We start from the raw sequence: 9367 nt of genomic DNA on the forward strand, positions 1-9367 counted from the left end.
ATCGCCACCGGCGCCGATCAACTCAGCTCCGACGAGCTGGCCGGCGCATTGGTCGCAATCGCCGAAACGAACGATACCGCAAAGCGCGAGGCATGGGCCAAACGTGGAGTGATGTTTTTCGAGAGCAGGCCCCGGCGAGCTGCTCCGGCAACTCAGCGCAACCTGCGCGGCGCTCCAGCGCAACCGGGCGGCACTCAATCACCGGCTGGCGGCACGAGCTCGACATGACATGCGCACGTGGCAGGTCGAGCGCCGCAATCGCACCAGGCATCTGATCGAACTCGGCGGTCTCGTCGTCAAAGCAGGCATCGTCGAGCTGACCAATGACGATCGGGCCATCATCTACGGTGCAATGCTCGCGATCGCTGCCAAGCTGCAGAGCCATGAAGGCGAGCATGCACGAGACCTATGGCGAGCAAAGGGGAAGCAGGCGTTCGATCCAAAATGGCATGAAGACCAAAAGAGCCCGCGAACATAGCGGTGATCGGCGAGCGGCCCAGTTGGTGACACCGGTCCAACAACCGCTTTTGTTGAAATGGGTATTTCACACTAACAGAGTTCGTCCCGACGAATGGCCGATTCTGGGTCGCAACCGCAAAGTCAGCTCTTCGTTGCGGATTCTAGGATGCATAATGCATACGGCGGATCGGATGTAAGACTGATTGCGGGAAGTCTCTAGGCAAGCTGCATGCAGGTGGCAATCTGCTATTGGGTTTTTTTGCGATTAGGTTTTGCGGTCGCGTTTTGGAGCCAGCCGACCCACTTCCCAAGGAAGGCGCGATAATCCTTCATCGTGATCTGCAGGAAATGCAGGCCCAAGATGGCCTGATTTTTCTGCTTAGTGCTGACAAAACAAAACCGCGTAACCGGCGCCCCTTCCGTCGTTTGGCCGTGGCTGTCGAGGTAGAGGATACCTCCGTGCGCCAATCCGTTTCGCAGAACGCTGCAGAATGTTTCGGTAGCGAGCGCGTCGGCAGCGGTTAGTGCGGCGTCAGCAACAAGGGCTTGTTGAACGCCCAACGGCAGGCCTTGTTTGGAAAGGTCGGGCAGTGCCGGCCCCTTTGGCAAATAGTGATATCGCCATGCGCCAGCCTTATAGAACGGTGCCTTGGCGACAGGGCTCTGACCGATGTCCACCTTCACCGCTTTTGCGAGCGAGGCGTCGAGGACAGAATCATTGAGATGACCAACCGCTCTACCCTTCTGCGGCTTCCATATCCTCTCGATAGGCAAGTTCACCATCGGCGTTGAGATCGCCAGGAGAAATGACGCGTTCAACGGGAGCAGCCGCTCATCGGCCTTGTTCGAGACTGAAGGCCACAGTTGTTCGAGAAGTATTAGGCATCGGCGAGGAACGTCGATGCTAAAATTTTGCGGATTGCCCATATCCCCCCAACTCCATCGTTCAGCTACTATATCACGATCCTGCGCTTTCTCAGGTCATCGCTGGAGGCGTAAGAATACTTCTGTTCCCAGATGATTGGTGTGCTCTCGTCGAGCGCTCGCTCCAGTTCCAGCAAGGCGGAATGTCCAGGCAGTCTTTGTGACGGCTTCGAGACCATCGAGCCCATTTGATCAAAGTCACGTGTCTCGCGATAACGTTCTGCGGGAGCTGCATAGGTCGATGTCAACTTTCCGCAGTGGAACGGGCGTGGTTGAGAGCGAATAGGCGGGATAGGATCTCATCGTCGTCCAAACGGCGGGCACGCCAGTCGTCGCCCCAGCCATAGGCGTCCGCGACCGCCGCGTCGAGCGCGGCGTGCGTGTTCGCCAGCCATTGCGGGCGGGCGTTGTAGAGATTGGTGAGCGTGCGCTTCTTGAGCTCGTTCGCCGCCGCCTCGTCCTTCGGCAGGATACGATAGGGATAGCCGGGCACCACTTCGGGCACGCGTACGATCAGATCGGCGGGGTTGAGCCAGTTCTCGCGCAGTTCGTTCAACCGCGACGCCGCGGCGGCGATAGCCTGCGCCCGCGGGTCGTCGACATAGGCGGCGGCGGGAATGTCGGGAGTCAGTCCCTGAGGAAAAGGGAAGGTCTCGAAGGTTGAAGTGTGCACATACTCGGGATCATTGCCAACACCATGCTTGCCTCCGAGCCGGAGCGCCCAAACCTCGTGAATTCGAGAGTGAACTATTCCCATAAATGTTTCATCCTCGCGTCGAAAGACGACAAGTCTAGTATCGGGGATCACTTCAGGATCGAGCCAAACAAAGAACCGATGCTTTGAAACTCGCGGCGTTGCTAGATATCGCTTTTGAGCCTGGAGAGTAGACAGCAGCTTCGTTCGTCGTCTCTGCATAATCCACCAGCGCGCAGCCGTTTTAGGTTCACCAGCACGCAGCGCCTTCTCCCCTAAAGCAGCACGTCTCTGCTGCTCTGTGCTCCAAGCCCTTTCAAGCAACGCGTATGGCATTTCGAATAAAGCGGCCTCCGGCTGTTCGCGCTCGCCAAAGTCGATGATCCACCAATCAGAGGGCCGATCTGTCAGATCGTCACCATTTCTCCACGGTCGCAGCACTTTTGCGTTCGCCTCGCCGTTCGGATTTGTTGGAGCGGTGAGGAGTTGACGGGCAACCATCGGCGCAACTTCGAACGGCCCGCCGCTGATGGTCCCCTGCCCCGCCACGCCTTTGTTCTCGGTCAAAGCGACAGGCGCTGCTTCAATCAGTTTAGGCTTGAGATCGGAACCGATACCATCCACCTGCCTACCATCCAACGTTGCATTGCTATGGTTCTGTGCCTCAAAGCCGACGAGAGACACTCTCACATCCGCGCCGTCGACGGTCCATTCCTCGTCGCTCCAGGCATTAAAGATCCCGTTTAGGGCAGCCGCCCCATCCAAGACCTTACGGTTTGTTCCTCTTCGAATCGCTTGAGTGGCCACCAGCCCTGCGCGCTGCACTCGCCCTCTCACCATCATAGCCCAAGCCTTGGCGAACCAGTAGCAAACCAGATCAACGCCGCCGGGGACTTCCACCCAGGCCTTGCGTAGCGCACGGACATAGTCCTCGCCGAGCTCGCCGATCATCTTCTTGTTGCCGAGGAACGGCGGGGTCCCTACCACCACTTCTGCCGTCGGCCACTCCGCTCGAGTCCCATCCTCATTCAGCACTGCATCTCGGCATTCTATCGTTTCTAGCGGTCGCAGGATCGGATTCTTCGCCGCATCGAACCCGTTGCGCCGCATCCACTGGATCTCACCGATCCATACCGAGACCCGCGCCAATTCGGCGGCATAGGGATTGAGTTCAATCCCCAGCACATTCTCCGGCCCGGTGCGCGGAAAGCCGCGCAAGAGTCCGAAGGCCTCAGCGTCCAGGTTGGCGCGATGCTCAATATCCTTAAGCGCCTTGAGTGCAACATAGAGGAAGTTGCCCGATCCGCAGGCGGGATCGAGCACGCGGAAATTGGCTACCCGCTCAACGAAGGCCGCGTGGATTTCCTGCGCTTCAGTCAGCGCACGGGTTCGCCTCCCCAGTTCCGCGCCGCGCAGCAGCTTCTCCGCAGTCTGGCGAGGCGCGTTTACCACCAGCGCGCTGATCCGCGCCAGCGCGTCGGCCCATTCGGCTTCCAGCGGCTCGATAATAACCGGCCGCATGATCATCATGATCTTGTCGCGATCGGTGTAGTGCGCGCCAAGTTGGCTTCGTTTAGCGGGGTCGAGCCCACGTTCGAACAGCGTACCCAGAATCGACGGGTCGATCTGGGACCAGTCGCGCCGTGCGGCGCTCAGCAGTTGCTCGATATCCTCTCTGCTCACCGGCAGCACGCTGTTGTCGGTAAACAGCCCGCCGTTGAACCAGTCGATCGGCGTAAAATCGATATCACCGCCTTCGGCCATCGCGCCGAACAGCTTGGCGGCATTGCTCTCGAAGCGCTCCGGCCGCACATGGCTCGCGGTCAACATCTTGGTGAACAGGTGATCAGGTAGTAGCCCGACGTCCTCGGCGAACATGCAGAAGACCAACTGGTTGACGAAATGGGCGACGCGGTGCGCCTCGTGCCCGCGCTCGCGCAGCCGCTGGGCGATGCCGACGAACTCGCGAGCGGTCTCTTCAGTCAGTTCCTGGCGCGATTTGGCGGGTTTGAATTGCTCGGGGTCGACGAACGCCGCCTTCAGCCGGTCGCGCACCGCGCCGTCGGTCAAGTCTTCGAGCACGATTTCGTGCGTCTCCTGGACGCTGTTGGTCCAGTTGGTCCGGATCACGATCCGGTTTATGTCCGATACGATCAGTAGCGGCGGATTTTCCAGCGCCACCGAATATTGCAGCAGCTGAGCATAGGCCTTGTCGAGATTGGCGTGCCGGCCCTTATATTCCCAGCCGAAGCACTCACGCCGCCAGACATCGGCCCAGCCGTTGCCGCCACTTGTCTTGCTGGCGCCCTTCTCGAAGGTGAACCATTCGCCCTTCGGATCGGCGGAGACCGGGTCGGGGACACCGAGTAGCGCGCAGAGGTCGTTGAAATGACTCTGCGAAGCCGAGCGCTCCTTCAGCTCCACGTTTCGCCATTTCTTCAGGAAATTATCCGGTGTCATGCGGCCCATCGTTGTGTGGGGCTTTATACCCATCGCTGGTTGTCCCCGCGATCACTAGTAGCCGTTCAGTTCGCAATAGCAATCTTAGTATGCTTGTGCATCATATCTGCCTGCAGAAAATCTTGTGACCGAACTGAACGACCCACATGGGGCGCAAGGCTACTGTCTCGGTTTAGCGCTTACTCCTCTATCAATTCTGACGCAGAACCCGCGGGAACAACCTCCGTCAGTGTGAAATTGTACTTACACCCTAGCGCTCTTTAAGCCGCCTGCCAGACTTGGTTGAGTATCCGCGCAGCAAGTGCAGCTTTGTCTTGCGGCAAAAAGCGACCGTAGTGGTGCGCCACCATTTCGGGCGTGTCCTGGATCGCGTAACTTGCCTGCTCATATGACCCGGTCTGTTTGAGTATGTGCGTTGCCAGCACGTCACGAACATTGTGAGGGCCGTGAGGGAGAAGACCGGGAATCGCGCCGCGTTGTGTATATGGATTGTAAATGCCATATCGCTGGATGGTCAGCCGCCACGCCTCATAAAATGTATTTCGATCGTATGCGGCGTCCTTGCTGGTCGCCTTTGCCGTTTTGATAAAGAAGGTGCCGGGGTCTTCCGATCCTCCAAGCAGCACTCGGCGGTGCCGATCGATATACGCTTCGATGTGCTCGTATAAACCACCCAAGTTCGGCAGGACTAAACGAAACGGCTTGCTTCCGAAAAAGGAAGAATTGGCGTTCTTGAATGCTACTGAAGGAATAAGCACCTCCCAACCCTTTTCGCGTTCGCTCCAGCGAAGTTCACCGCGCTTCATGTCGGCTAGCTGGCGCTCGGACCGCGGCAATCTCCCACGTTCACTGACCATCAGCTGACGGAGGTTCTTCTGCCGCAATCCAAGATGCAGTCCGAACCGAAGCATCAGGAACGAGCGGACCGCCTCGGCCGCGGGACGGCGGTGAATACGTTCATCAGGCAAGAGCCGAAGAATCTCTTCCGTGATCTTTCGATACTCGCCGACTGGGCTATCGGCCTCCAGCACAGGCATGATTGGTTCAAAGGGATCACGATGAACACGCGCGATCCGCTGAATCTCCTTCACGCGGGAGGAGGCGTGCTTGAAGTAGACATCGCAGGCGTCCTCCCAGTCTCCGCGGGCGCGATCAACGTCGGTCGGTGAAACCAGTCCATTGACGGGACGGATCCGCGACGCCAGGTGAGGTTGCTGCCTAAGCCAGCCCGTGTCCTTGCGAGTGAGCGCGAGAGAAATTCGCAGCATGTCCACCTCCCAGGAAGTGTAGAATCCGCGCCGCCTCTCGCGCCATTGCACATACCAGTCCCAAACAGAGGGGAAGACGAGCAGGCCAAAGGTCAAATGCTGCGTCGGAATGCCATAGCCGCGTACTGATCCGCGCGGATGCGCGGCCAACGCACCGAACATCAGACCGAGATGCTCGACCTTCTGGGATGCCGTCTCCTCGCCCCAAACACCGTTGCGCTGCAAACCGAACGCAGTGAGCGTCGCAGTCTTGAAGCGGATCAAATCCGCCATTTCCATACCAAGCACAGGCGGCGCTTCGATGACGCCGGACATCAGGTCGGGGTCGGTGAACAGCGCACCATCATCGTCCTGTTGTTGGCGCTGAAGTCGATAGCCGTCATTTGCAGCATCCGACTGACCATAGGTGATACCCGGGAAACGGATTGCGTAACGCTGTTTCAACGCGGCCGCCTGGAATCTCCGGTAATCAGTTGACCCGCTGATAATCACGCGCCGAACCCATTCCAGAATCTCTTCCTGCTCCTCGGAACGACGCGTATTGAAGTCGTCAGGCAAGTGCCACGCGAGCCGACGGCGTTCAGCCGAGCCGATATCATCGAGAATGTGGCCGGAGGCGGAGCGTGTCTGAAGCGGGAGTTTGGCCTTAAAATATCCTGGCGGAAGTCGATATCGACGCTCGATCCGAGCTAGTACTTCCATGCTCGCCACGGTGCGTGGCGATTTCGATCCCTGCAGCCAGTGACGAATTGTTGAGCGGTCTAGACTCTCGTCGTCTCGGACAACAGCGCGATGAAGATGCCAATAGCTGTCGCCATGGCGGCGCATTTGAAAGTCCAAAGCCGCCTGGAAGCTCGGATGATCACACGCCTCCGCGAAAAGAGGTTCCGGAAACTCCTCGATAGCGCGCGGTTTCATGCCGGGCTTCTGACGATTTGCAGTAGCTTCCCGCTCCAACCGCTCGAGCTTTTTGTGGCGACTCGGACGGGATGCCTTCGCTCGCGGCGGCTGCGGACGTTCTCGCGCATGACCTTGCGATTTAGTGCTGCCGCGGCTCGCGATGGTCGCCGGCTTCGGCACGGTTTTTGTATTTCGAGCGATTGCATCCAATGCCGGTTCGATTGCGGTCCGGGCAGATCGGATCGCTTTATCGTCGAGACCGCAAAGAATGCAGATCTCTTGCCAATCATAGCCGCGGAGTTTTCGCGGCGGTTTCTTCGAACAGGAGATGAGGTTGAGCAGAAACGCTCTGATGCGGGCGCTTTCTTGAGGAGGAAATAGAGGGTCGAGACGGATACGGCAGTAATCAGAGATTTTGCGGGAGAGCAGTCTGGTATGCGCAGGTTCAGTCATACGGGCAAGTAATGGGATTCGTCAGCGACGGTGGATGGAGGAGTGCACGCACATACGCGATTCTTGTCGCTTGGGAGGACCAAAGCGTATGTATCTGACAGAAATATCGCAAAATGCGTTATACGAACACGGGGGTGAAGTTAGGGGCGCCACGCGGAACCCGTTCCGACGTCAACCCGCAGTCGACGGCGTGATCAGATCCCGTCATGGCAGTTTCGGCCCATTCCCCCTCAGGTTGTCCACGTCTCGAAGGCGTTCGGTGAACTCGTTGGCCAATGGCAAACCTGCGTTCTTCGCAAACCCAGCACCGACAACCAAAACAACGCCCGCTTCGAAATCCATCGCAATACCCCCGGCCCAGAGGCTTGCAGATCCGCGTGCTAGGCGCAAGGATTGGCGCACGAATCGTCGTGGCGGTCCAGGATATGGGACCCAACTAGGTTTCAGGCGGACAGTTTTCGCAGGTTTGCCCCTAAAGCGGCCTAGTCGAAATTGGTATCGGCGAATCGACGGATCATTGCCTGGACTCGTGATGCTACTATCTCCTCCGGAATCCCGGAGTGACTTCGGGCTCGTATTTGCCAATTCTTCTAGCCCTTTTACGGTAGCCTTCGCGCCGCCGCGGCGAGTTCGAAGTGCACTGCATCTATTTCGCGGTGGCCCACCAGGTCAGTCGCTTCCTCTGTTTGAGCTTCTTTCTATGAAGACTCAGATGGCCGCTGGACGTTTTCGCTCAACGCGATACAAGCGTCAGCGCGAGTACAACTCAGCAACATCATGAAGGTGTGATGGTAGACGAGAACGAAGCCCAGGCCCTGTACGATGAATTGATCACGAAGCTGGCAACCAGAAGGGATGCAGGCGACCTCGAAGGTCGCGATGACTTCTTGGCTCCCATCCTTGCCGAGATCGAAGCGGGGAAGGCTGTGCCTATCAAGCTGAAGGTCCCGGTAGATCGAGAGACCATTGATCCTGTAGCTGGCCGCAGATCGTCAGGCACATCAAGCGCCGAATTCATTCAAAGGCAGGAATTCTCCAATCAGGAGAAGCTCGAAATTCTACTTCGCGGTCTTGAGTTGGCGATCATCGCACCTGCCCGCATGGCGGTCGAACTCAACGAATTATTAGCTGGACTGTCTACCGAGGAGTACGATGGCGTACTCAATTTCGGCGACGATGTTGCCAGCGGTCCGGCAAGGACGATTTCACCTCCGGACCTGACAGTGGGGACGATGGCGGCCTCGAAACTGGAATCTCTGATCAAGGAGATCCGGGTGGAAGCGCTCTCGCCAAACGAGGGCGCCGTCTGATGCCCTTGCGCCCTGACTTAGTATCCGAGATCGACGCCGCGCTTGCGGGTCTTCCGAAGGCCAATCTGAACAGCGCTTCAGCAGGGTACGACCTCTACGAGGCCTATATATGGGCGCTAGTATTGCGAGCCGCGCGCAATGAAGGCGCAATGATCAGATTCCGAAACAGGCATGGGACTTGCCCAGCAAGCTTCTGGTTCAGAACGTCTCCGTCCAACATATTCTCGCCAGCTCATGACTATTGCCACGCCGAAATCGAATTTCCTGGACGACCCACATTGGAGGCACACGTCGGAATCTATGTCGCTGGGCGCTCGCAGATCGCCCACGAGTGCGATGTCGCCGTTCTTTACAAGAGTGAGGCTGATATCTGCCGGGCCTCCAACGTCGAACCACGGAGCAGCAAGCTCGTGCTGGCTGTCGAGTGCAAGTACTACCTGAACTCTGGTATCGGAATCGGCTTGGGACGCTCATTCCTTGGGCTGCTGAACGATGTCTACAAGGGTGATCGGTATTTCGTTGGGACCGCCGATTCCCCAAGTGTAAAGACCCTGTTTGCTGCCCATCGAAAGAACCACGAGCTCGGCCTCACGCCTCTGAATGCAAGGATCGAAGCGCGCCTCATCGGCAAGTTCGAAACAACGTTCGATCACTTCAAGTCGTCGCGATCGTAGTTGCGGCGGGAGGAAGTTTCAGATGGTCGAAAGCCCGGGCTTTGCTGCTTTGCGGGGCGACACTCATGCACATCGGTCGCTTGTGAACGTTTACGACAAGAACGGCAATGAAGTCGGCCAGCGGCCTGCGCGGGACTGGAGGCGAGGACACCGTGCATCGCCGGTAGCTGAGCACCCCAAGGGCCGATTTTGCAGCCTCGGCAGCGAGGCTGGCGATGTCTATAT

8 protein-coding genes are annotated in these 9367 nt (G+C 58.0%); 4 read left to right on the forward strand and 4 right to left on the reverse strand.

The features are described 5' to 3' along the window. Together EOA49_RS27535 and EOA49_RS27540 are read left to right on the forward strand one after the other, a co-directional pair. Positions 1 to 228 (forward strand): conjugal transfer protein TraD (locus EOA49_RS27535; protein WP_127243467.1); only part of this gene is annotated, 228 nt, incomplete at its 5' end. 1 nt (position 229) lies between these two features. Next, positions 230 to 478 carry a conjugal transfer protein TraD gene (locus EOA49_RS27540; RefSeq protein WP_127240146.1) on the forward strand — a complete coding sequence of 83 codons (249 nt, stop codon included), beginning with the start codon at positions 230 to 232 and terminating at the stop codon, positions 476 to 478. A gap of 227 nt (positions 479 to 705) precedes the next feature. Here the strand turns inward: EOA49_RS27540 and EOA49_RS27545 are convergent, their stop codons facing one another. The 3 genes from EOA49_RS27545 to EOA49_RS27555 all read right to left on the reverse strand — a co-directional run bounded on the left by EOA49_RS27545 (position 706) and on the right by EOA49_RS27555 (position 7158). Next, positions 706 to 1386, reverse strand: coding sequence for a hypothetical protein (locus tag EOA49_RS27545; protein ID WP_127240145.1), 681 nt, complete (start codon positions 1384 to 1386; stop codon positions 706 to 708). A 241-nt stretch (positions 1387 to 1627) separates the two neighbouring features. Further along, the gene (locus tag EOA49_RS27550; protein ID WP_127243468.1) at positions 1628 to 4537 is read right to left on the reverse strand and encodes a DNA methyltransferase; all 2910 of its coding nucleotides are present in this window, start codon (positions 4535 to 4537) and stop codon (positions 1628 to 1630) included. Between the two features lie 260 nt (positions 4538 to 4797). Next, entirely contained in the window at positions 4798 to 7158 is a 2361-nt protein-coding gene (locus tag EOA49_RS27555; protein ID WP_127243469.1) for a hypothetical protein, read from the reverse strand. A 788-nt stretch (positions 7159 to 7946) separates the two neighbouring features. Between EOA49_RS27555 and EOA49_RS27560 the strand changes: the two genes are divergently transcribed. Then, a complete protein-coding gene (locus EOA49_RS27560) occupies positions 7947 to 8468 on the forward strand; it encodes a hypothetical protein (RefSeq protein WP_127242145.1) in 522 nt (173 codons plus the stop codon). Between the two features lie 278 nt (positions 8469 to 8746). Next, positions 8747 to 9142 (forward strand): hypothetical protein, encoded by a 396-nt coding sequence (locus EOA49_RS27565; RefSeq protein WP_127242146.1) that lies wholly within the window; start codon positions 8747 to 8749, stop codon positions 9140 to 9142. Here EOA49_RS27565 and EOA49_RS33170 read toward each other — a convergent pair. Beyond that, on the reverse strand, positions 9123 to 9367 hold a 245-nt coding region (locus tag EOA49_RS33170; RefSeq protein WP_206520227.1), incomplete at its 5' end, for a hypothetical protein. The two genes, EOA49_RS27565 and EOA49_RS33170, sit on opposite strands and share 20 nt — an antisense overlap.

The organism is Mesorhizobium sp. M1A.F.Ca.IN.020.04.1.1, assembly GCF_003997315.1.
Classification (GTDB): Bacteria; Pseudomonadota; Alphaproteobacteria; order Rhizobiales; family Rhizobiaceae; genus Mesorhizobium.